Genomic DNA, 21,649 nt, shown 5'->3' with positions numbered 1-21,649 from the left:
ACGGCTCAGCCGGCGGCGGGCAGCGCGTTGCGCCGGATCACGTCGGCGTACCAGTGGGCGCTCGCCTTGGGGATGCGGCGCTGGGTGGCGTAGTCGACGTAGACGGCGCCGAAGCGCTTCGAGTAGCCGTAGGACCACTCGAAGTTGTCCAGCAGGGACCACAGGAAGTAGCCGCGGACGTCCGCGCCGTCGGCGACGGCCCGGCTGACGGCGTCCAGGTGGGACCGGAGGTAGGCGATGCGCTGCGGGTCGTTCACCCGGCCCTCGGGGGAGACGTAGTCGTCGAAGGCGGCGCCGTTCTCGGTGACCATCAGCGGCAGGCCGGGGTGGGACTTCGACAGGTCCGTGAGGAGGGTGTGCAGGCCGTCCGCGTCGATGGCCCAGTTCATCGCGGTGAGGTCGTCGTTGGCGAGGTGGAAGGCGACGTCCTCGGAGCCGGTCCACGGCGAGTGGTCGCTGGCGCCGTGGCCGTCGTTCTTCGTGGTGGCCGTGCCGTCGGCGGGCAGGGAGACCACGGTCGGCGAGTAGTAGTTGACGCCGAGCACGTCGATCGGGCGGGAGATCTCCGCCAGGTCGCCGTCCTTCACCAGGTCGTCCCAGTCGACGAGGTGCGCGGTGTCGGCGATCAGGTCCTCGGGGTAGGCGCCGTCGAGGAGGGGGCCGGTGAAGATCCGGTTGCCGACCGCGTCGATGCGGCGGGCCGCCTCGGCGTCCCCGGGGGCGTCGGTGAGGGGGCGCACCTGGTGCAGGTTGAGGGTGATGGAGGTCCGGGCGGTGGCCGGCAGGGCCGCGCGCAGGACGCCGATCGCCTTGCCGTGGGCCAGGTTGAGGTGGTGGGCGGCGCGCAGGGTCGCGGCCGGGTCGGTGCGGCCGGGGGCGTGCACGCCGGAGCCGTAGCCGAGGAAGGCGCTGCACCAGGGCTCGTTGAGCGTGGTCCACACGCCGACGCGGTCGCCGAGGGCGCGGGCCGTGATGGCGGCGTACTCGGCGAAGCGGTCGGCGGTGTCGCGGTGCGGCCAGCCGCCGGCGTCCTCCAGCTCCTGGGGCAGGTCCCAGTGGTAGAGGGTGGCGACGGGGGTGATGCCTGCCTCGAGGAGCTCGTCGGTGAGGCGGCGGTAGAAGTCCAGGCCGCGTTCGACGGCGGGGCCGCGGCCGGTGGGCTGGACCCGGGACCAGGAGACGGAGAAGCGGTACGCCTTCAGGCCGAGGTCCTTCATCAGCGCCACGTCGTCGCGGTAGCGGTGGTAGTGGTCGGCGGCGATGTCCCCGGTGTCGCCGTTGCGGACCTTGCCGGGGGTGTGGCTGAAGGTGTCCCAGATGGAGGGCGTGCGGCCGTCCTCGGCGGCGGCGCCCTCGACCTGGTAGGCGGCGGTGGCGGCGCCCCAGACGAAGTCCGTCGGGAAGGAGGTGCCGGCGGCCGGCCGGGCGGGGGTCTCGGGTCGTACGGCGGTCATGGTGAGGACGCTCCCAAATGGCGTGAGGAGGGGCCGGACGGTGGGGCCCGGCGGTGCGGGAAGGCGGGGTGGGGCGCGGGGTGGCGGGGCCCGGGTGCGGGCCGGACCCCGCCGGCGGGCAGGAGCGGGGCGCCCCGGTCAGCCCTTGACGGCGCCCGCCATGATGCCGCCGACGATCTGCTTGCCGAAGACGACGAAGACCACGAGCAGCGGCAGGGTGCTGATCAGCGCTCCGGCCATGACGATGCTCTGGTCGGGGGTGTAGGAGGCGCTGAGCTGGCCGAGCGCGACCTGGATGGTGGGGTTCTCCTGGTTCAGGGCGAGGAACGGCCAGAAGAAGTCGTTCCAGGCCTGGACGAAGGTGAGCATGCCGAGCACCATCATCGCGGGCCGGGCGGCGGGCAGGACGACGCTCCACACGATGCGGAGGTTGTTCGCCCCGTCCACCTTGGCCGCCTCGATGAGCTCGTACGGCAGGGCCTCGATGAGGTACTGGCGCATGAAGAAGACGCCGAAGGCGCCGACCAGGGTCGGGAAGATCACCGACTCCAGCTGTCCGCCCCAGCCGATGTCCGACATCATCATGAACAGCGGGACGACGCTGAGCTGCGGCGGGATGGTGAGCGTGGCGATGACCGCGGTCATCAGCACGTTCCGGCCGCGGAAGCGCATCTTGGCGAAGGCGTAGCCGGCCAGGGTGCAGAAGAACAGCGTGGCCACGGTGATGGAGCCGGCCACGATGACGCTGTTGACGATGGCCTTGCCGAGGTTGGCCTGTTCCCAGGCCGCTTCGAGGTTGCTGAACAGCCTGCCGCCCGGGATGAACGGCGGCGGGTCGTCGAGGACCCTCTGCTGGTCGTGCGAGGCCGCCACCAGCGTCCAGTACAGCGGGAAGACGGATCCCAGGCCGACGACGATCAGCGCGAGGTAGGTGAAGGGGCCGCCCTTGAGCTGCTGGCCGGCGCCGATCCTGAGGCGGCGGCCCTTGCCGCCGGAGGCGGGGGACGGAGCCGCGTGGACCGGGCCCGAGGCGGTCTTGTAGGGAGTACTTGTCGTGGTCATCGTTGTCGCTCCCGTCAGGCCGCGCTCTTGCGCACGAACCGGCTGACGATCCAGTTGATCAGGGCGATGAGCAGCAGCAGGACGAGCATGGCCCAGGCCACGGCGGCGGCCGGGCCGAGGTGCTGGAGCTTCCATCCGTAGTTGAAGAGGTAGATGCTGAGCGTCTCGTACTGGTGCTCGCTGCCGCCGACGGAGCCGAGCGTGCCGCCCTGCAGCAGCAGCGGCTCACCGAACAGCTGCATGGAGCCGATCGTCGAGATGACGATGGTGAACAGGATCGTCGGCCGCAGCGAGGGAATGGTCACCTTGCGGAACTGCTGCCAGCGCGAGGCGCCGTCGATCGAGGCCGCCTCGTACAGGTCGGTCGGCACGGCCTGCATGGCCGCCAGGTAGATCAGGGCGTTGTAGCCGGTCCAGCGCCAGATCACGATGATCGAGATGGCGATCTTCGACGTCCAGTGGCCGTTGCCCCAGTCGATGTTGTCGGCGCCGAAGAAGCCCAGCACCCAGTTGAGGAGTCCACCGTCGGCCCGGAACACCAGGGCGAAGACGAGGGCGGCGGTCGCGACGGAGGTGGCGTACGGGGTGAGGATGATCGTGCGCCAGAAGGTGCTGGCGCGCAGCTTGTAGTTGAGCAGGTGGGCCAGGCCCAGGGCGACCAGCAGCTGCGGGACGGTGGAGATGACGCCGATGACGAAGGTGTTGGAGACGGCCGTCCAGAACTCGGAGTCCTGGAGGATCTTGGTGAAGTTCTCGAAGCCGACCCACTCCGACTGGTCGAGGCTCGTCATCTCCACCCGGTGCAGGGCGATCCAGCCGGTGTAGAGCAGCGGGTAGAGCCCGAAGGCACCGAAGACGAGGAAGAAGGGGGCGATGTACGCGTACGGCGACACCTTGTCGTCGAGGCGCCACAGTCGCGAACGCCACGCGCTGCGTTCTGTGGACGCGGAGCCGGAGCCGCCGGTGTGCGGAGACTTGGCACCCCGTGTGGGGGTTGTCGTTGCCACGGAGGGAATCCTTCCCTGGGAGGTCGGGCCTGGCAGGTCGGGCCCGGAGGTTCGGGCCGGGTAGGGGCGGGAGGCGGGTGGACGGGCCGGCGCCCGTTCCGCCGGGTCCCGCCCGCGCGGTGCGGCACGCTGCCGGGCGGCCCGTGCGACGGTCTGCGGTGGGTACGGCGGCCGGGTGGTCGGGGCGGGTCGTCAGGACGAGTGGTCAGGACGAGTGGTCGGGGCGGGTCGTCGGGGGCGGGGAGGCGGGTCGGGACGCCTGGGTCGGCACCGGCGTCCCGGGTCCTCCTCCGCTCCCGGCCCCGTCCGGCCGGACCGCGGCCCGCCGCGCCCTCCCGGGCCGGCCCGGGAGGACCCGCAGGCCGTTCGGGCGGAGGGGCGCGCCCGCCCCGCGAGCCGGGTGGAGCGGTCGCGGCGCGGGCGCGGACCCGACGCCGCGCAGCAGACCCGACGCGGACGGCCGGGTCTGCTGCGGGCGGGGGCCGTCGACTTCACGGTCCCCGGTGCGCACGGTACGGACGGTGCGGGGCGGCTGGTTGGACCGCCCGCACCGTGCGCGGGTCAGCCGATGGCCTTGTCGATCGCCTCGGTCGCCGCGTCCCAGGCCTTGTCGGGCTTGGTCCCCCGCTGCTCCATGTTGTTGATCTGCGTGGAGATCGAGTCCTTGATGACGCCGTCCTTCGGGCCGAGCACGGCCACCGGGATGGACTTGGCCTCCTCGGCGTAGATCTGGCCGACGGGGGCGTTGTTGAAGTACTCGAGCTTGCCGTTCTTCACATCGGGGAGGTCATAGGCGCCCTGGTTGGACGGGAAGAGACCGGCGGCCTTGAACACGGCGGCCTGCTGCTCCGGCGCGGTCAGCCACTTGACGAGCTCGGTGGCCTCCTTGACGTGCTTGCCGCTCTTGGGCACGGTCAGGAAGGAGCCGCCCCAGTTGGCCGCGGTCGAACCGGGCGCGCGCGAGATGTCCCACTTGCCCGCGTAGTCGTTGCCGGAGTAGTTCTGGATCTGCAGCGCCATCCAGGCCGGGCACACGACGGTGGCCACGCTGCCGTTGCGCAGCGCCGACTTCCAGGGGTCCTGGAACTGCGGCACGCCCTGGCTCAGCTTCTTGTCCGCGGCCTGGGCGGCGAGGTCCCAGCCCTTCTGCACCGACGGGCTGTCCTTGTAGATCGCCTTGCCGTCGGCGTCGTAGTACTGGCTCTCGGAGGAGCTGACGACACCGTTGAACATGGCGCTGGCGGAGTCCATGAAGTAGGTGCCCTTGGGCGCCTTCTCCTTGTACTGCTCACCGAGCTCGATGTAGTCCTCCCAGCCGCCCGCTATCGCCTCGGCGACCTTCTCGCGGTCGGTCGGCAGGCCCGCCTTCTCGAACAGGTCCCTGCGGTAGCAGAGGGAGATCGGGCCGATGTCGGTGCCGGCGCCGATGACCTTGCCGTCCTTGGTGGTGGCCTGCTTGGCCTTCCAGTCGACCCACTGGCTGGTGTCGATGCTGCCCTTGAGGTCGGTGAACTTGTCCGCCTGGGTGTCCACGACCTCCTTGATGCGTGCGACCTCGACGCCGACGACGTCGCCCAGACCGCTGCCCGAGTTCAGCTGCTGAAGGAGCTTCGGGTAGTAGTCCTGCTCGTTGGCGGTGGTCTCCTCCTTCACCTCGATGTTCGGGTGAAGCTGCTGGTACTTCTCGAACAGGCCGGCCTCCTTGTAGCCGAACTGCCCGAAGTCGGCCACCTTGAGGACGATCTTCCCGTCGGATTCCGAAGCGTCCGAGTCACTGTCGCTGCTGCAGGCGGTCAGCAGCAGGGCCGAGGCCGTCAGGACCGACGTGGTCAGGGCCGCTGCTCTGCGGCCACGGACGCCGCCGGTTCGGGTGATGCGCATTCCACTACTCCTTGTTCCAGTGGGAACGGGGACCTCAGGAATCAGACCGTCGGGTTCGACGGTCCGGACCTGCCCTCTCGGTTCGAGCAGCGGCCAGCCCAGAGCAACGCGGCGCGCGGTGCGAAGATGCTGGTCAACGGTGTGCCATGCGAGGTGGAGGGAAGGGCCGATGGTGCTTCGTTCCGTACGGAAGACGGCCCCGGAACTCCGTGGGACCGCTCCCACGCGGCTTGCCCCGAAGACTGGTTGGTGGCGGGGGCGGGTGTCAAGACTTGAAAACGGCGTTGTTGCGTAAGCGTGTTCAGCACGTCACGGGAATGTGTCGCGCCGTGAGCCGCGTTCCGCCGGGTCACCGGTCCGGCGGTTCCGAATTCCCGCAGGTCACCGGCTAGTTGGCGGACGACCGGGGCGCGGGAGGGATCCGCGCGGACGGGGGCCGCGCTTTCTGGGCCAGAATGAAGCCGGTCCCCCCACCGAACGCCGGAAGGTGAACGATGAGCCCTGCCGAACAGCCGCCCACCGCCGCGGACGTCCGGCGCCCGACCCTGAACGCGGTGGCCGCGCGCGCCGGTGTCGGCCGCGGCACGGTCTCCCGGGTCATCAACGGCTCGCCCAAGGTCAGCGACCGTTCCCGCGCGGCCGTGGAGCGGGCCATCGCCGAGCTCGGCTACGTCCCCGACCCGGCCGCCCGCTCCCTGGTCACCCGGCGCACGGACTCGGTGGCGCTGGTGGTCCCCGACGCGCAGACCCGTCTGTTCTCCGAGCCGTACTTCTCGGGGATCATCCGGGGCGTGTCCGCCGGTCTCGCGGACGCCGGGATGCGCATGCTGCTGGTCATGGTCCACGACGAGAAGGAGTACGCGCGGCTCGCCCCGTACCTGTCCGGACAGCGCGTGGACGGGGTGCTGATGGTGGCGGTGCACAGCGACGACACGCTGCCCGACCAACTGGAGGCGCTCGCCATCCCGACCGTGCTGGCCGGCCGGCGCGGCGCCGGGGAGCCACTGGGGCACGTGCGCGCGGACAACCGCGGCGGCGCCGAGGCCGCGGTCCGGCACCTGCTGGCCGACGGCCGCCGGGCCGTCGGCACCATCACCGGACCGCTCGACATGGAGGCGGCGCGCGAACGCCTCGACGGGTACCGGGAGGCGCTGCGGGACGCCGGTGCCGCCGTCGCCGAAGACCTGGTCGCCAACGGGGACTTCACCGAGGAGGGCGGGCGCGCGGCCATGCGGGAGCTGCTGCGCCGCCGCCCCGACCTGGACGCGGTCTTCGCCGCCTCGGACGTGATGGCCTCCGGCGCCGTGCTGGAGCTGCGCGCCGCGGGCCGGCGGGTGCCCGGTGACGTGGCCGTCATCGGCTTCGACGACTCCATCGTGGCCCGGCACGTCGATCCGCCGCTGACCAGCGTCCGGCAGCCGCTGGAGGAGATGGGCCGCACCATGGCGAGGCTGCTGCTGGACGAGATCGCCGACCGCGGCGCCGGACACCGCGGAGTGGTCCTGCCGACGCGACTGGTGGTGCGGGAGTCGGCCTGAGCGCGGCCCGGACGCGGCCCGTGCCGGGGCCGGTCGCGGCCGGGGGCGCGGCCAGGACGCCGAGGGCGGACCGGAGGGGCCGCAACGGGTCCGGCCGAAGCGGCCCGGGGCCGGGGCTTTTGCGGTGGGAGCGCTCCCATGCATAATGAGGGCCCCGACACCGTGGGAGCGAATCCATGCCAGAAGCGACATCCGTCTCCTTTCCTCCCGCCTTCCTCTGGGGCGCCGCGACCTCGGCGTACCAGATCGAGGGCGCGGTGCGGGAGGACGGCCGCACCCCCTCGATCTGGGACACCTTCAGCCACACGCCGGGGAAGACGGCCGGTGGCGACACGGGTGACATCGCCGTCGACCACTACCACCGCTACCGCGACGACGTGGCGCTGATGAAGGACCTCGGTCTGAGCGCCTACCGCTTCTCCGTCTCCTGGTCCCGGGTGCAGCCGACCGGCCGCGGCCCCGCCGTCCAGCGCGGTCTGGACTTCTACCGCCGCCTGGTCGACGAGCTGCTGGCCGCCGGCATCAAGCCGGCCGTCACGCTCTACCACTGGGACCTGCCGCAGGAGCTGGAGGACGCGGGCGGCTGGCCGGCGCGGGACACGGCGTACCGGTTCTCCGAGTACGCGCAGATCGTCGGCGAGGCGCTCGGCGACCGCGTGGAGCAGTGGATCACGCTCAACGAGCCGTGGTGCGCGGCCTTCCTGGGGTACGCCTCCGGGGTGCACGCGCCCGGCCGTACCGACCCGGCGGCCGCGCTGCGCGCCGCCCACCACCTGAACCTGGCGCACGGCCTGGGTACGGTGGCGCTGCGTTCGGTGATGCCGGCCGGCAACTCGGTGGCGATCAGCCTCAACACCTCGGTCGTCCGGCCGCTGTCGCAGCGGCCGGAGGACCTGGCGGCGGCACGGAAGATCGACGACCTGTCCGGCGGGATCTTCCACGGGCCGATCCTGCACGGCGCCTACCCGGGGACGCTCCTGGAGGCGACGGCTCCGGTCACCGACTGGTCGCACGTCCAGGACGGCGACCTGGGCCTGATCCGCCAGCCGCTGGACGCGATCTGCCTCAACTACTACACGCCCACCGTGGTGTCGGCGGCCGACGCGGACTCGCGCGCCCCGCGTGCCGACGGTCACGGCGAGAGCGACCACTCGCCGTGGCCGGCCGCGGACGACGTGGCGTTCCACCAGCCGCCGGGCGAGCGCACGGCGATGGGCTGGAGCGTCGACCCGACCGGCCTGCACGAGCTGATCATGCGTTACCACCGGGAGACTTCCGGTCTGCCGCTGTACATCAGCGAGAACGGCGCCGCCTACGACGACAAGCCCGGCGCGGACGGCACGGTCCACGACCCGGAGCGGGTCGCCTACCTGGACGGCCACCTCAGGGCGGTCCGCCGGGCCATCGTCGACGGCGCGGACGTGCGCGGCTACTACCTGTGGTCCCTGATGGACAACTTCGAGTGGGCCTACGGCTACGAGAAGCGGTTCGGCGCGGTCCACGTCGACTACGCCTCCCTGGAGCGCACGCCCAAGTCGAGCGCCCTGTGGTACGGACGGGCGGCCCGCACGGGGGCCCTCCCGCCGGTGGATCCGGCCGAGTAGACCTTCCTCCGGGGGAAGCGGTGACGGGGCGCGGCATTCCTGCGGGGGGATGCCGCGCCCCGCTGCGGTGCGGGCGGCGCGGTCACCCGTGGGCGGCGAAGGCCTCCGGGAAGGCCGGCGCCTCTGGAGGACCGGGCCGTACGTGGCGTCGGCCCGCCGGCGGGCGGGAACCGGGCGAAGCGCCCGAGCCGGACGGGGGCCGGCGATCTCAGGGGCCGTTCAGGGAAGGGACCGGGAGCGATCGGAGGTGCGGGCCGGCCGGGGCCTGCGGCGCCGCACGGCCCCCCGGTGTCCGCGCCGCACCGGTGCCGTGCGCCCGTCGAGCTGGATCCAGATCCGCACCTCGGTCCCGCCGAGCACGGACGAGCCGATCCGGACGTCCCCGCCCGTCGACTCGGCGAGCCGGCGCACGATGTCCAGGCCGAGCCCGGTCGACCCGTCGGCGCCCGAGCCCCGGCCGCGGGCCATCGCCGCCTCGGGGTCGGGTATGCCGGGGCCCGCGTCCGACACGAGCACGATCACCGCGTCCTCGCCGTCGTGCAGGTCGACCGCGAAGGCGGTGCCCTCGGCGGTGTGCCGGAAGACGTTGCCGAGCAGTGCGTCGAGGGCCGCGGCCAGGTCGGCGCGGGCCACGGGTGCGCGCACCGGCCGGTCGGCGCCGGCCACCCGCCACCTGCGTCCCTCGTCCTCGGCGAGCGCGGACCAGAAGCCCATCCGCTCGCGGACCACCTCGGCCGCGTCGCACCCGGCGCCGGGGCCGGCCGCGGCGGTCTGCGGCTTGGCGTCGCGGGCGGTGCGGATGATGGTGTCGACCTCGCGCTCCAGCTGCTCGACCGCGGCCCGGGTCTGCTCGGCGGCCGGTCCGTCGCCGAGCGAGGCCGCGTTGAGCCGCAGCACGGTCAGCGGGGTGCGCAGCCGGTGGGACAGGTCGGCGGCCAGTTCGCGTTCGTTGGCGAGGAGTTGGACGACCTGGTCGGCCATGGAATTGAACGCGACCGCCGCGAGCCGCAGTTCGGTCGGCCCCTCCTCGGGCACGCGGACGCCCAGCCTGCCCTCCCCCAGCTCGTGCGCCCCCTCCACCAGCTTCCGCGCGGGCCCCACCATGCGCACGCCGAGGCGGTCGGCGACCGCGACCGAGCCGACGACCAGCGCGGCGCCGACCCCGGCGAGCACCGCCCAGGCCGTGCCGACGCCGTTGGTGACCTCGGACTCGGGGACGTACACCTCGACGACGGCGATCTCGCCGGAGCTGAGCGCGACCGGCTGGAGCAGCGCCGAGCCGCCGGGCACCTCCGCGGTGGAGGCGCGCCCCATCGCGCGGACGGCGGCGACGTCCGCGTCGGCGGCGCGCTGCCGGCCGATGCGGGTGTCGCCGCCGTCCTTGCCGGCGGACGCCGGTACGTGCACGGACATCCCGGCGTCCGAGCCCGCGGAGGCCACGACGCGCTCCAGCTGGTCCCGGTCGGTGGTGATGGACAGCGCGGGGGCGACGGCGGCCGCCTGCCGCTCGGCGTTCGAGAAGGCGCGGTCCCGGGCCATCTCCCGGACGACGAGTCCGAGGGGGACGGCGAAGGCGACCACGACCATGGCGGTGACCGCCAGCGCCACCTTGACCAGGGCCCACCTCACCGCGGCGGCTCCGCCGCGGAGGGCTCCGCGACCGGCGGCTCCAGCTTCACGCCGACACCGCGCAGGGTGTGCAGGTAGCGGGGCCGGGCCGCGGTCTCGCCCAGCTTCCGGCGCAGCCAGGACAGGTGGACGTCGATGGTCTGGTCGTCGCCGTAGGACTGCTGCCAGACCTCTGCGAGCAGCTCCTTGCGGGGGACGACCACTCCGGGGCGGCCGGCGAGGAAGGCGAGCAGGTCGAACTCACGCCGTGTCAGGTCCAGCCGTACGCCGTCCAGTTCGGCCTGGCGGCGCAGGGGGTCGACGGACAGGCCGCCGACGCGCAGGACGGTGGACGGCGGCACCTCCCCGCCGCCGGTGCGGGCGCGGCGCAGGACGGCCGCCATGCGGGCCGACAGGTGCTCGACCGAGAAGGGCTTGGTGAGGTAGTCGTCCGCGCCCGCGTTCAGCAGGCGGACGATCTCCGCCTCGTCGTCCCGGGCGGTGGCGACGATGACGGGCACGTCGGTGATGCCGCGCAGCATCTTCAGCGCCTCGGAGCCGTCGAGGTCGGGCAGGCCGAGGTCGAGGATCACCACGTCGAAACGGAAATGGGCGACCTCGCGCAGCGCCTCCAGCGCCGTACCGACGCTGCGCACGAGGTGCGAGGCGTCGGTCAGGTGCCGGATGAGCGCCGAGCGTACGAACTGGTCGTCCTCGACCACGAGCACACGTGCCATGGACGGCACCGTACGCCATGCGGACGAGCCCGGTGCGGGCCTGTGGACAACTCCGGCCGGGCTCCGGGCGCGGTGGTGGACGACCCCTGGGGCCGTCCCGTCCGGGCGACACGCGTGTGACGCGTGAGGCAGGATGGCCGCGATGCGCAGAGGACTCGTACACGTACTGGCCTGGCTGCTCGCCACCGGCGCGGCGGTCACGCTGACGTGGTGGGGCGTGCACACGGTGATGGCGGGCACGGCCTACGACGCGCCCCGCGCCCTGCCCGTCACGGCGGCCGACGCGGCCGTGCGGGACGCACGCGGCTTTGGACCGCCGGCATCGTCCACCAGGCGCCCCTCACCGTCGGGCACTCCGTCGGCGAACCGGTCCGGCGGCCCGTCGGCGACGCCGAGCCGGACGCCCCGCGAGCCGGGTCCGGCGCCCTCGCGGACCGCGCCGGCCACCGCCCCCGCCCCCTCGGCCCCCTCCCCCACCGCCTCCGGCCGGGTCCGGAGCTACGAGACCGAAGGGGGACGCGCGGTGTTCGACCTCGGGCCGTCGTCCGCGTCGCTGGTGTCGGCGACCCCGGGTGCGGGCTGGTCCATGCAGGTGTGGAAGACGCAGACGTGGATCCGGGTGGAGTTCACCTCCGGCGCGGACCGGGTGTCGGTGTTCTGCACCTGGCACGACGGCCCGCCGCGGGTGGAGACCGGCAGTTACTGAGCCGGCTGCCGGATCACCGGAAGACCGAGGCCGGCGGTGCCGGCGAGGCGACCGCCGCCGCGTCCGTCACGGGCTGGGCGCCTCCGGTGAAGTCGGTCAGGGCCTTGCCGTGCTCCACGCGCGCGGAGTGCGGGTCGGAGGCGGCGCGGCGGGTGAGCTCGGCGATCGGCAGCGGGCGGTCACCGGCGGCGAGGACGGCGTTGCCGAAGCGTCTGCCGCGCAGCACGGCGGGGTCGGCGATCAGGGCGAGTTCGGGGAAGCGGTCGGCGGCGGTGGCGATCTGGCCGCGCAGGTGGGCGAGCGGCGGGCCGTCGGCGAGGTTGGCCACGTAGACCCCGCCGGGTGCGAGCGCGCGCCGCACCTCGTCGAGGAACTCGGTGGACGTCAGGTGTGCCGGGGTGCGGGCCCCGCCGAACACGTCCGCGATGACCAGGTCGGCCCAGCCGTCGGGCACCTTGGCGAGTCCGGCGCGGGCGTCGGCGGTCCGGACCCGGATCCGGGCGCCGGGGTCCAGGGGCAGTTCGCGCCGGACGAGCCGGACCAGGGCCGCGTCCCGCTCGACGACCTGCTGGGTGGAGCGGGGGCGGGTGGCGGCGACGTAGCGGGCGAGGGTGAGGGCGCCGCCGCCGAGGTGCACGGCGTGGACGGGTTTCCTGGGCGGGGCGGCCAGGTCGACGACGTGCCCGATGCGGCGCTGGTACTCGAACGACAGGTACGCCGGGTCGTCCAGGTCGACGTGCGACTGCGGGGCGCCGTCGATCAGCAGCGTCCAGGCCCGCGCCCGTTCGCGGTCGGGTACCAGCTCGGCGACCCCGCCGTCGACGTCCTCGACGACGGCTTCCACGGCAGCGCGCCCGCGGCGGGCGCTCCTGGACTTTCCCATCGGGCCATTATCGAACGCTCCCGCCGCCGACGCGTCCGGCCGGGCGGGCGGGACGCCGGCCCGGGCACCGGGGTGCGTGCGGCACCCGGCGCTCAGCGGCAGCTGTCCGCGGCCTCGATCAGCCGGGCCGCCTCTCCCAGCGCGGCCCGCAGGACGGCGGGGTCGGTCGCGAGGTCCGCGTCGCCGGGCGGCAGCAGCCAGTCGACGCCCTCCACCGGGGGCTCGGGGGCCGGGGCGAGCCTCGCCCCCCGGCCGGCCGTCTCCGTGCAGGTGCTGCCCGGCACGTCCCAGGCGGCCGCCGTGCCCGGGGGCACCAGGAAGCCGAGGGTGTCGCAGCCGTGGTCGTGGAGCACACGGCCCACCGCCTCGCCGGCTCCCCGCCTGAGAATGTCGACGGCCTCCAGGCCCTGCCGCGTCGGCACGGTGACGACGTCGCAGCCACCGTCGTCGCCCGCGCCGCGGACGCCTGCGAGGTCGCTGCTCCGGCTGGTCTCCATCCCGGCCTCCACCACGGAACTCCTCCTTGGACGAGTCGGCCGGGGGTCGGGGGCCTCCCGGACCACAGGGTCCAACGCGGCAGGCCGGCAACGGCTACGGCACAAGTCCGCCGCAAAGGATGGCACTTCATGGCAGATCCCGGGTGAGATATCCGGTTTGTGGGTGAACAGCGCGTGGTGACTCCGTCACAGCAGGTACGTTCTTGCTCGCCGGAAACGGGGTGACAACGGGGAGAATCCCGACAACACGCACCTCTTCCGGCGTGGTTCGACGGTTCGCACGAGAGGACCCGGCCATGGCGTCGTCAACGGTGACCTCCGCCCAGCCCGATCGGCCGCCGCGGCCGAACCTCGCCTTCCGGCGCCTGCGCGGACAGCGCTCGCCGGCCGAGTTCGCCGCGGCGGTACGCCGTGCCGCGCGCGAGATCGGCGAGCGGGTCAGCTGTGACGCGCGCTACATCGGCCGCGTGGAGGCGGGCGAGATCCGCTGCCCCAACTACGCGTACGAGCGGGTGTTCCTGCACATGTTCCCCGGCCGCGCGCTCACCGATCTGGGGTTCGCGCCCCGCTCGTCCGTACGCGGGCGCCGGGCGCGCACGGACGAGGACGCGCCCCCGGCGCACCTCGGCCGGTCACCGAGCGCCACGAGTGAGTCAGGTGAGGCGGGCGAACCGTATGACACGCACAGCCCGTACGACACGCACGACAACAACAAGGAGAGCGACGTGCTGCGTCGCGCATTCATGACGAGCGGCGTCACCGTGGCCGCCGTCTCGCTGGGCCCCCTGGGGTTCGCCGCCGATGCCGAGGCGACGCCGCGCGCCGCGCGCCGGGCCGGGACGAGCGACGCGGGAGCCCTCGAAGAGGCCGTCCGCCGGATCCGGGTGCTCGACGACCGGCACGGCGCCGACGGCCTCTACCGGCGCGCGGCGGCTCCGCTGCGCGCCGCGTACGCGCTGCTGGACGCCGGTGCGACCCGGCAGGCGACGGCGGACCGGCTCTACGCGGGCGCCGGTGAACTCGCCATCTCCGTGGGCTGGCTGGCCCACGACTCGGGGCGCTTCGACGACGCGCGTTCCCACTACGCCGAGGCCCTCGCCACCGCCCGGATGACCGGAGACCCGGGGCTGGAGGCACACGCCTTCTGCAACACGGCGTTCCTGGCCCGGGACGCCGGCCGGCCGCGCGAGGCGGTACGGGCGGCCCAGGCCGCGCAGCGCGCCGCCCGCCCGCTGGGGTCGCCGCGGCTGATGTCCCTGCTCGCGCTGCGCGAGGCGGGCGGCTGGGCGGGACTCGCGGACCGCGTCGGCTGCGAGCAGGCGCTGACCCGGGCGCACCTCCTCTTCGAGCGGGGCCCCTCGGACGCCGACCCCGAGTGGATGAGCTTCTACGGGGAGGCCGAACTGGAGGGCCTGGAGGCGCAGTGCTGGTCCACGCTCGGCGACTGGCCCCGGGCGGCCGGGCACGCGCGCCGGGCGGCCGGACTGCAGGGTCCGCAGTTCACGCGGAACCTCGCGCTGTACTCGGCGGAACTGGCCGACGACCTGGCGCGGGGCGGGCGGCCCGACGAGGCGGCCGGGGCGGGGATGCGGGTGCTGGACCTGCTGGGCGAGGTCCAGTCGTCGCGGATCCACACGATGCTGGCGGGAACGGCGCGGGTATTGCTGCCGCACCGGCGGGCGTCGGGGGTGTCGGCGTTCCTGGAACGGCACGCGTCGTTGCCGCGGACGGCCTGACCGGCCGGAAGGGGGGGGCGTGGGTGCGCTGCCCCGGCGCTGCCGGGGCGCCTCCCCGAAGGGGGCACCCCCAGCGCCCGCCCGTGCGGCCCCCGGGGGTGCCTCCCGGACCGTCCAGGCTCCGGGGAGGCACGACCGCCCGCGGCCGCGTCGGCACGGCGGCCGCGTGGTCACGACTGGTCGGTCAGGTGGCCCTGGTCGTTCCAGGATTCGATGGCCGGTTCGCCGTAGGCCCAGCCCAGGACCGACAGGGACGTCGGGTTCAGGCGGATCCGGGACGCGAAGTCGAGCGGCAGGCCCAGCCAGCGGGCGCCGATCGACCGCAGGACGTGTCCGTGGGCGAAGACCAGGACGTCCCGGTCGGCCTCCCGCGCCCACGCGACCACCTCGTCCGCGCGCGCGGTGACGTCGGCCGGGCTCTCGCCCTGCGGGACCCCGTCCCGCCAGATCAGCCAGCCGGGCCGGACCGCCTGTATCTCGGCCGGCGTCATGCCCTCGTACGCCCCGTAGTCCCACTCCATGAGCGTGTCCCAGGTGCGGGCGCGCTCGCCGAAGCCGGCGAGTTCGCAGGTCTCGCGGGCGCGGGACAGGGGGCTGGTGCGCACCTCGACGCCGGGCAGGCCGTCCAGGGGCGCCCGGTGCAGGCGCTCGCCGAGCAGCTTGGCGCCGCGCCGGCCCTCCTCCAGGAGCGGCACATCGGTCCTGCCGGTGTGCTTGCCGGACAGCGACCACTCGGTCTGTCCGTGCCGGGCCAGCAGGATGCGCGGTGCCATGGAGGGGCCTTTCCGGGAGGGACGTCGGAGGGGTCCCTCCCATCATCGCGCACGCCCCGGGCGGGCAACCCGGGGGGACGCCCCGGCGTCTATCAGGGCCGGGGGCGCTCCGCGGGCGGGGCCACCGGACGCCGTAGAGTGGCACGCCCGACGCCGTCGGGACGCGCGAGAAGCGAGAAGCACGAGAAGAACGAGAAGAAGGGGGAGGGCGATCGGATTGCCGCACACCGAGGCACCGGGCACCGAGGCGACCCCGAAGACTCGGCTTCGCTGGTGGACCGAGCTCCCGCTGATCGTCCTCGTGTACGCCTGCTACTCCGCGGGCCGCCTCCTCGTGCGCGGTGACGTCTCGGACGCCGTGGACCACGGGCTGGCGATCCTGCGCATCGAGAAGGCGCTGTTCCTCAACGCGGAGCACCCGCTCAACCGGCTCTTCACCCGCGAACCGTGGCTCGGCGTCCCGGCCGACTTCTGGTACGCGTCGCTGCACTACGTCGTCACCCCGGCGGTCCTGATCTGGCTGTTCCGCTCGCGCGCCGTGCGCTACCGGGCGGCCCGGACCTGGCTGATGACGTCCACGTTCATCGGACTGATCGGCTTCACACTGCTGCCGACCTGCCCGCCCCGGCTGCTGGACGCGAGCCACGGCTTCGTCGACACGATGGCCCACTACAGCTCGTACGGCTGGTGGGGCGGCGAGGCGAGCGCGCCGCGCGGTCTGGGCGGGATGACCAATCAGTACGCGGCCATGCCGAGCCTGCACGTGGGCTGGGCGCTGTGGTGCGGCGTGATGCTGTGGCGCCACGGCGGCACGCGCGCGGCGAAGGCGGCCGGCGTCGTCTACCCGCTGGTGACGACGATCGTGGTGATGGGCACCGCCAACCACTACTTCCTCGACGCGGTGGCGGGCGCCGCCGTGATGGGCGCGGGCTTCCTGCTGGCACCGTTCGTGATGCGGGTCTCGGACCGGGCGCGGACCCGGATCACCACGCGTCTCGCTTCCGCCCCGCAGGGTTCGGGCGGCACCGACTCCCCGATTGTCAGCGGTGGATGCCAGACTTCCGCGGGTGAGCGATTTCCACGGCAGCGCGAGCAGCGGCTCGGAGCGGGAGCCGAGCCGGACACCTCCCCCACGGACGCGGGGGACGAGACTCCGGCACCGGCTCGCTGAGCTGCGCGGCCCCGACGTCCCGGCGAAGGCGCTGGACGCGCGGGCCCTGGCCGCCCTCGCCGCCAACCCGGGGTGCAGGCGGCGCGCGATCCTCGACGGCGCCGGGGTGGACAAGGGTTCGCTGGCGAGTGCGCTGGGTTCGCCGTCGGTCTTCGGGCAGTCGCAGTTCGCCTTGACGCGGGGCAACGCCTTTGAGGCGCGGGTGAAGGCGGACGGCGGCGCCGAACTGCTGCGGCTCGTGCACGAGAGGCTGGACCGGGGCGCCGAGCCGCCCGCCGGGGCGCGGGTGCCCGACCTGACGGCGACCGGCCCCGAGGGCCGCGCCGCCCGCACCTCGCTGGCGTTGCGGGAGGCGACCCGGGCGTCCGGCGCCTGGACGCTCCTGGACCACCCGATGCTGGTCCTGGACGTCGCCGGCTCCCCCGCCTTCCTGGAGCCGGACGCGGTGGTCGTCCACCCGGACGGCACCTGGACGGTCGTCGAGATCAAGTCCTTCCCGATGCTGGACGGTTCCGCGGACCCGGCGAAGGTGGGCGCGGCCGCCCGGCAGGCCGCGGTGTACGTGCTGGCGCTGGAGGAGGTGGCCGGCCGCCTGGATCCGGCACCACGCGTGCGGCACCGGGTCCTGCTGGTCTGCCCGAAGGACTTCTCCAACCTGCCCACCGCGTCCGCCGTCGACGTGCGCAAGCAGCGTGCGGTGACCGCCCGCCAGCTGGCCCGCCTCACCCGCGTCGAGGAGATCGCCGACGCGCTCCCCGAGGGCGTCTGCTTCTCCACCGCGCTGCCGGCCGACGAGCTGACGGCCGCGGTCGAGGCGGTCCCGGCGACGTACGCGCCCGAGTGCCTGTCCGCGTGCGAGCTGGCCTTCCACTGCCGTGCCCGCTCCCGTGAGAACGGCGCGGTGACCTCGCTGGGCCGCCCGGTGCGGGCCGAGCTCGGCGGACTGTCGACGGTGGACGACGTGCTGGCGGCGGCGCGCGGGGAGGCCGGCGACCCGGACGACCCGGCGGTGGCGGCCCTGCGCCGGGCGGCCCGGCTGCGGGCGGAGGCCCTCGCGACGGCCGGCGCCGGGACCGGCGGGGTGGCCGTATGTCGCTGATCACCACGTTCGCCCGGCTCGAGGCGGTGCGCAGCGGTCGTGCCCAGCCCGCCGCCACCGTCCGGCACCGGCACCTGTCCGACCGCCCGCTGGTCTTCGTGCCGCTGACCACCGCCGGTGAGGCGGGCGCCCCGCTGGGCGCGCTGGTCGGCACCGACCGACAGGCGCCGCGCCTGCTGGTCGTCCCGCAGCCCCGCGACCGCGACCTGCGCTTCGCGTTCCTGGCCGAGCTGGCCGGCATCGTGCTGCCGCACGTCGAGGCGTGCGCGGACGGCGTCGAGGCCGCCGAGCGGACCGAGACCGATCCGGAGACCGGCAAGCGGGTCAAGGTCGAGGTCGACCTGTGCGCGGACGCGGCGCAGCTGATCGTGCCGAGCCGCGCGGGCATCGACTTCGTACGGCTGCTCGGCCGGTCGATGCGCTTCCGGCGTACGGCGGAGCAGGATCCGGAGACGCCGCATCCCGCGCCGCCGAGGGTGCCGCTGCTCGGCCGGTGGCTGACCCACTACGGCGAACGGGCGCGGGTGCCCGGCTCCTCCCTCCTCCTCGCCATGACCGACCTGCTGGGCCGGCACTGGGCGACCGGGCAGTCCTCCCTGGAGGACCAGCACCTGGGGGCGCTGCTCGGGTGGATCGCCCCGCCGGAGGGTTTCGCCACCGGTGCCGAGGCCGCGCGCCACGCCGAACTCGCCCGCGACGCCGACGGCCAGTTGCGGTGCCCGCCCGCGGGCCCGGCGACCGACCCGGCCTTCGACAACAGGCTGCTCGCGCCGGCCGTCGAGCGTTACGACCGCGCGCGCACGGCGCTCGCCGCCGCCGAGGACGGTCTGGAGGCCGACGAGCGGCTGGGCGCGCTCACCGCCGCCGAGCGGGAGATCCGCGACCTGGTCGAGAGCCGTACGCGGCCCACCTGGGACGCGGTGTGGCTGGGCCTGGACCTGCTGCGGGAGCTGCCCGCGGGGGCGCACGTCGCGGACCGGTGGACGCGCGACCGCTGGTCGTTCACCTCGCACCGCGACCGCGTCCTCGCCGGTGAGCCCCCGCAGCCGCGCCGGGACGACGCGGTGACGGCGGCGAACAAGCTCGCCACGCGCGAGCGCGAGCAGGCCCGGCTGGAGGCGCAGGAGGCGCTGGACGATCCGCTGGTGATGGCCGGGCGGCGGCTGGCCGGGGAGGCGTTCGCGGGCGAGGTCGTGGACGTGGTCATGGCGTACAGCGAGAGCAGGCGGCCCGGTCCGCGCCCGCTGGTCACGGTCCGCACGGACGACCGGCCGCACCTGGGCGAGCGGGTGAAGGTGTACCGGTCGCTGGGCGGCAAGCCGCAGGCCGCGGAGTACGTCGGCGAGGACGACGAGGGCAGCCTCGTCCTGCGGATCCTGGACAAGATGGGCCGCGGCAAGGAGCCCGAGGCCGGGTCGGTGCCCGAGAAGGGCGACCTGGTCTGCTTCACCCTCTTCGAACACGAGCAGCGCGGCGGCGCGAAGCTGCCCGAGCCGGAACGGACGCCGTGGACGCACGGCGGGCCGCCCGGTGAGGCGGCCGCCGTGCCGGAGCCCGCCGACGCCCAGACCCCGGAGGACGTCCTGTGACCACCGAGGCCACCACCGCCCCCGCCGGGGCCGGATCCGACCCGGGCGCCGAGGCCGCCCGCGCCACCGCGGCGATCCTCCACGACACCCTGCACGGCACCGAGCGCGGTGTCGTCGTGGACTCCCCGCCCGGTGCCGGCAAGTCCACGCTCGTGGTGCGGGCGGCGCTGGAGCTGGCCGAGGCCGGACGTCCGCTGATGGTGGTCGCGCAGACCAACGCCCAGGTGGACGACCTGGTCCTGCGCCTCGCCGAGAAGAACCCGGACCTCCCGGTGGGCCGCCTGCACAGCAGCGACGCCGATCCGTACGACAAGGCGCTCGACGGCCTGGCGAACGTCCGCACGTCGGCGAAGGCCGCGGACCTCGCCGGGCAGGCGGTGGTGCTGTCGACGGCCGCGAAGTGGGCGCACGTCACGGTGGACGAGCCGTGGCGGCACGCGATCGTCGACGAGGCGTACCAGATGCGTTCCGACTCGCTGCTGGCCGTGGCGGGCCTGTTCGAGCGGGCACTGTTCGTGGGCGACCCGGGCCAGCTCGACCCGTTCGCGACGGTGGGCAGCGAGCAGTGGGCGGGGCTGTCGTACGACCCGTCGGCCTCCGCGGTGACGACGCTCCTCGCCCACAACCCGGGCCTGCCGCAGCACCGGCTGCCGGTGTCGTGGCGGCTCCCGGCGTCGGCGGCGCCACTGGTGTCGGCGGCGTTCTACCCGTACACGCCGTTCCGCAGCGGCACGGGTCACGGCGACCGGCGCCTGGCCTTCGCCGTGCCGTCGGACGGCTCGGGGCCCGACCGGGTCATCGACGAGGCCGCCGCCTCGGGCTGGGGCCTGCTGGAGCTGCCCGCCCGGCACACCCCGCGCACGGACCCGGAGGCGGTGCGGGCGGTGGCGGCGGTGGTGCGCCGGCTGCTCGACCGCGGGGGCGCGGCGACCTCCGAGCGCTCCCCCGACCCCGTTGCGCTGACCGCGGGCCGCATCGCCGTGGGCACCGCGCACCGGGACCAGGCCGCGGCGGTCCGGGCGGCGCTGGCCGGCCTGGGCGTGCGGGACGTGACGGTCGACACGGCGAACCGGCTCCAGGGCCGGGAGTACGACGTGACGGTCGTCCTGCACCCGCTCTCGGGCCGCCCCGACGCCACCGCCTTCCACCTGGAGACGGGCCGCCTGTGCGTCCTGGCCTCCCGGCACCGGCACGCGTGCATCGTGGTGTGCCGGGCGGGGGTGGACGCCCTGCTGGACGACTACCCGTCGACGGAGCCGGTCCAGCTGGGAACGCTGGTGAAGTTCCCGGACGGCTGGGAGGCCAACCACGCCGTGCTGGCCCACCTCGCGGAACACCGGACCCCTTGGTCCCCTTGACCACCACCCCCGCGCCGCCCGCCGGGCGGAGCCCGGCACACCGCCGGAGGCGGCCGGTGACCGCGGCCCGGACGGCTGGGAGGCCCACCACGCCGCACCGGCCCACCTCGCGGAACACCGGACCCCTTGGTCCCCTTGACCACCACCCCCGCTCCGCCCGCCGGGCGGAGCCCGGCACACCGCCGGAGGCGGCCGATGACCGCGGCCCGGACGGCTGGGAGGCCCACCACGCCGCACCGGCCCACCTCGCGGAACACCGGACCCACTGGCCCCCTGAACACCACCGCCCTCCACCCCCCGGGCGGAGCCCTGATCGCACAGGTGTCCGGCGAGCGTCCGTGCCCCTCGTGCGGCCGAGGCCCACTTGCACGGGCGCGGGACAATGGACGGTGGCCCACTCCACCGGGGGTGCCCCCGCTCGCGGGGCGGGTCGTTCGTGACGTACGAGAAGGAGAAGACATGGCGGAGCCCACGCCGGGTCGGAACCAACCGCGGCTGCGCCCCGCGCCCCTGCTCTTCGAGCCCGCCGAGGCGGCCGCCGATCCGGAGCACTTCTTCGACCTCGAGTCGATCGACGACCCCCGGGCGTTGCTGGACCGTGCGACGGAGCTGACGCAGGCGTTCCGTGCGGCGGCGGACCGGGCGGTGGAGTTCCAGGCGATGGCGGCGGCGCAGTTGGCGGACCCGCGGAAGTTCGACCGGCTGACGGCCGCGGACATCGCCGACCGGGCCGAGTGGACCGAGGACTACGCCAAGAAGATGGTGGAGTTCGGCCGGGACCTGCTGCGCGGCGCCGAGGGCGGCGGACCGGGACACGTCGACCCGGTGTGACCGCACCCCCTCCGGCACCGGCCGTCTGTTCGACCAGACCGGACGCATATGCCAGACGGGCAAGATACCCGCTCGCCCGCTCCCCCGTCCCGGTTTCCCGCAACTCAACGGAGCG

General features: G+C 74.3%; 18 protein-coding genes. 9 read left to right on the top strand and 9 right to left on the bottom strand.

Features of this window, described 5'->3' with window-relative positions; all coding sequences use genetic code 11:
• Nucleotides 1–5: 5 nt before the first annotated feature.
• The 4 genes from ACZ4V6_RS01040 to ACZ4V6_RS01025 all read right to left on the bottom strand — a co-directional run bounded on the left by ACZ4V6_RS01040 (nt 6) and on the right by ACZ4V6_RS01025 (nt 5,404).
• Nucleotides 6–1,454 carry a GH1 family beta-glucosidase gene (locus tag ACZ4V6_RS01040; protein ID WP_467821644.1) on the bottom strand — a complete coding sequence of 483 codons (1,449 nt, stop codon included), beginning with the start codon at nt 1,452–1,454 and terminating at the stop codon, nt 6–8.
• 138 nt (nt 1,455–1,592) lie between these two features.
• The gene (locus tag ACZ4V6_RS01035) at nt 1,593–2,516 is read right to left on the bottom strand and encodes a carbohydrate ABC transporter permease (protein WP_467821643.1); all 924 of its coding nucleotides are present in this window, start codon (nt 2,514–2,516) and stop codon (nt 1,593–1,595) included.
• A 14-nt stretch (nt 2,517–2,530) separates the two neighbouring features.
• On the bottom strand, nt 2,531–3,523 hold the full coding sequence (locus ACZ4V6_RS01030) for a carbohydrate ABC transporter permease (RefSeq protein ID WP_467821642.1): 993 nt from the start codon (nt 3,521–3,523) through the stop codon (nt 2,531–2,533).
• Nucleotides 3,524–4,084: 561 nt separating this feature from the next.
• Entirely contained in the window at nt 4,085–5,404 is a 1,320-nt protein-coding gene (locus ACZ4V6_RS01025; RefSeq protein WP_467821641.1) for an ABC transporter substrate-binding protein, read from the bottom strand.
• 494 nt (nt 5,405–5,898) lie between these two features.
• Between ACZ4V6_RS01025 and ACZ4V6_RS01020 the strand changes: the two genes are divergently transcribed.
• Nucleotides 5,899–6,942 (top strand): LacI family DNA-binding transcriptional regulator, encoded by a 1,044-nt coding sequence (locus ACZ4V6_RS01020; RefSeq protein WP_467821640.1) that lies wholly within the window; start codon nt 5,899–5,901, stop codon nt 6,940–6,942.
• A gap of 176 nt (nt 6,943–7,118) precedes the next feature.
• Nucleotides 7,119–8,546 carry a GH1 family beta-glucosidase gene (locus ACZ4V6_RS01015; RefSeq protein ID WP_467821639.1) on the top strand — a complete coding sequence of 476 codons (1,428 nt, stop codon included), beginning with the start codon at nt 7,119–7,121 and terminating at the stop codon, nt 8,544–8,546.
• 219 nt (nt 8,547–8,765) lie between these two features.
• Here the strand turns inward: ACZ4V6_RS01015 and ACZ4V6_RS01010 are convergent, their stop codons facing one another.
• Nucleotides 8,766–10,175 (bottom strand): sensor histidine kinase, encoded by a 1,410-nt coding sequence (locus tag ACZ4V6_RS01010; RefSeq protein ID WP_467821638.1) that lies wholly within the window; start codon nt 10,173–10,175, stop codon nt 8,766–8,768.
• Entirely contained in the window at nt 10,172–10,891 is a 720-nt protein-coding gene (locus ACZ4V6_RS01005; protein WP_467821637.1) for a response regulator transcription factor, read from the bottom strand. The genes ACZ4V6_RS01010 and ACZ4V6_RS01005 overlap by 4 nt, the downstream gene beginning before the upstream one ends.
• A gap of 142 nt (nt 10,892–11,033) precedes the next feature.
• Between ACZ4V6_RS01005 and ACZ4V6_RS01000 the strand changes: the two genes are divergently transcribed.
• Entirely contained in the window at nt 11,034–11,597 is a 564-nt protein-coding gene (locus ACZ4V6_RS01000; RefSeq protein WP_467821636.1) for a hypothetical protein, read from the top strand.
• A gap of 13 nt (nt 11,598–11,610) precedes the next feature.
• Here the strand turns inward: ACZ4V6_RS01000 and ACZ4V6_RS00995 are convergent, their stop codons facing one another.
• The gene (locus tag ACZ4V6_RS00995) at nt 11,611–12,480 is read right to left on the bottom strand and encodes a spermidine synthase (protein ID WP_467821635.1); all 870 of its coding nucleotides are present in this window, start codon (nt 12,478–12,480) and stop codon (nt 11,611–11,613) included.
• Between the two features lie 92 nt (nt 12,481–12,572).
• Nucleotides 12,573–12,992, bottom strand: coding sequence for a hypothetical protein (locus ACZ4V6_RS00990; RefSeq protein ID WP_467821634.1), 420 nt, complete (start codon nt 12,990–12,992; stop codon nt 12,573–12,575).
• Nucleotides 12,993–13,273: 281 nt separating this feature from the next.
• Here ACZ4V6_RS00990 and ACZ4V6_RS00985 point away from each other — a divergent pair, with 281 nt between their 5' ends.
• A complete protein-coding gene (locus ACZ4V6_RS00985; RefSeq protein ID WP_467821633.1) occupies nt 13,274–14,713 on the top strand; it encodes a hypothetical protein in 1,440 nt (479 codons plus the stop codon).
• 170 nt (nt 14,714–14,883) lie between these two features.
• Here the strand turns inward: ACZ4V6_RS00985 and ACZ4V6_RS00980 are convergent, their stop codons facing one another.
• Nucleotides 14,884–15,486, bottom strand: a complete 603-nt coding sequence (locus ACZ4V6_RS00980) for a histidine phosphatase family protein (protein WP_467821632.1) — start codon at nt 15,484–15,486, stop codon at nt 14,884–14,886.
• Nucleotides 15,487–15,703: 217 nt separating this feature from the next.
• On the opposite strand from ACZ4V6_RS00980, the gene ACZ4V6_RS00975 reads away from it, so the two are divergent.
• From ACZ4V6_RS00975 to ACZ4V6_RS00955, 5 genes are all read left to right on the top strand, one after another.
• Nucleotides 15,704–16,657, top strand: coding sequence for a phosphatase PAP2 family protein (locus ACZ4V6_RS00975; RefSeq protein ID WP_467821631.1), 954 nt, complete (start codon nt 15,704–15,706; stop codon nt 16,655–16,657).
• Complete coding sequence (locus ACZ4V6_RS00970; RefSeq protein ID WP_467821630.1) at nt 16,554–17,756, top strand: hypothetical protein; 1,203 nt, start codon at nt 16,554–16,556, stop codon at nt 17,754–17,756. The genes ACZ4V6_RS00975 and ACZ4V6_RS00970 overlap by 104 nt, the downstream gene beginning before the upstream one ends.
• Nucleotides 17,747–19,345 carry a hypothetical protein gene (locus tag ACZ4V6_RS00965; protein ID WP_467821629.1) on the top strand — a complete coding sequence of 533 codons (1,599 nt, stop codon included), beginning with the start codon at nt 17,747–17,749 and terminating at the stop codon, nt 19,343–19,345. The genes ACZ4V6_RS00970 and ACZ4V6_RS00965 overlap by 10 nt, the downstream gene beginning before the upstream one ends.
• Nucleotides 19,342–20,703 (top strand): AAA domain-containing protein, encoded by a 1,362-nt coding sequence (locus ACZ4V6_RS00960; protein WP_467821628.1) that lies wholly within the window; start codon nt 19,342–19,344, stop codon nt 20,701–20,703. Before ACZ4V6_RS00965 ends, ACZ4V6_RS00960 begins: the two co-directional genes overlap by 4 nt.
• Before the next feature lie 459 nt (nt 20,704–21,162).
• Complete coding sequence (locus ACZ4V6_RS00955; RefSeq protein WP_189230911.1) at nt 21,163–21,534, top strand: hypothetical protein; 372 nt, start codon at nt 21,163–21,165, stop codon at nt 21,532–21,534.
• Nucleotides 21,535–21,649: the final 115 nt, after the last annotated feature.

The sequence above is a fragment of the Streptomyces sp. NPDC029152 genome (assembly GCF_055564355.1).
The sequence above is the reverse complement of the archived record's forward strand: the minus strand, read 5'-3'. Positions and strand labels throughout refer to the sequence as shown.

Coding starts and splice junctions, on each gene's coding strand:
- ACZ4V6_RS01040 (WP_467821644.1), bottom strand. CDS start 1,454: ATGACCGCCGTACGACCCGAGACCCCCGCCCGGCCGGCCGCCGGCACC.
- ACZ4V6_RS01035 (WP_467821643.1), bottom strand. CDS start 2,516: ATGACCACGACAAGTACTCCCTACAAGACCGCCTCGGGCCCGGTCCAC.
- ACZ4V6_RS01025 (WP_467821641.1), bottom strand. CDS start 5,404: ATGCGCATCACCCGAACCGGCGGCGTCCGTGGCCGCAGAGCAGCGGCC.
- ACZ4V6_RS01020 (WP_467821640.1), top strand. CDS start 5,899: ATGAGCCCTGCCGAACAGCCGCCCACCGCCGCGGACGTCCGGCGCCCG.
- ACZ4V6_RS01015 (WP_467821639.1), top strand. CDS start 7,119: ATGCCAGAAGCGACATCCGTCTCCTTTCCTCCCGCCTTCCTCTGGGGC.
- ACZ4V6_RS01005 (WP_467821637.1), bottom strand. CDS start 10,891: ATGGCACGTGTGCTCGTGGTCGAGGACGACCAGTTCGTACGCTCGGCG.
- ACZ4V6_RS01000 (WP_467821636.1), top strand. CDS start 11,034: ATGCGCAGAGGACTCGTACACGTACTGGCCTGGCTGCTCGCCACCGGC.
- ACZ4V6_RS00995 (WP_467821635.1), bottom strand. CDS start 12,480: ATGGGAAAGTCCAGGAGCGCCCGCCGCGGGCGCGCTGCCGTGGAAGCC.
- ACZ4V6_RS00985 (WP_467821633.1), top strand. CDS start 13,274: ATGGCGTCGTCAACGGTGACCTCCGCCCAGCCCGATCGGCCGCCGCGG.
- ACZ4V6_RS00980 (WP_467821632.1), bottom strand. CDS start 15,486: ATGGCACCGCGCATCCTGCTGGCCCGGCACGGACAGACCGAGTGGTCG.
- ACZ4V6_RS00965 (WP_467821629.1), top strand. CDS start 17,747: ATGTCGCTGATCACCACGTTCGCCCGGCTCGAGGCGGTGCGCAGCGGT.
- ACZ4V6_RS00955 (WP_189230911.1), top strand. CDS start 21,163: ATGGCGGAGCCCACGCCGGGTCGGAACCAACCGCGGCTGCGCCCCGCG.